The organism is Blastococcus sp. KM273129, assembly GCF_021698995.1.
Lineage (GTDB): Bacteria > Actinomycetota > Actinomycetes > Mycobacteriales > Geodermatophilaceae > Blastococcus.
Genome location: NZ_SSXB01000243.1, coordinates 1 through 205 on the forward strand (window position 1 = coordinate 1; position 205 = coordinate 205).

A 205-nucleotide genomic window follows, 5' to 3' on the forward strand; every position below is an offset into this window, starting at 1 on the left:
CTCGGCGCAGATCTCGGCGTCGGCCGAGGAGACCAGTGCGCAGTCGGGTGTGGTGTCGGGTGCCGCGGAGGAGGTCAGCCGGTCGGTCTCGACGGTGGCGGCGGGTGCCGAGCAGATGGGGGCGTCGATCCGGGAGATCGCCAGCAACGCCGCGGAGGCCAGCGAGGTGGCGGCGCGGGCGGTGACGGCGGCGGAGACGACGACG

General features: G+C 75.1%; 1 pseudogene. It reads left to right on the top strand.

Features of this window, described 5'->3' with window-relative positions:
• Positions 1-205: pseudogene (locus tag E9565_RS22165) on the top strand (methyl-accepting chemotaxis protein); the annotation flags it as partial.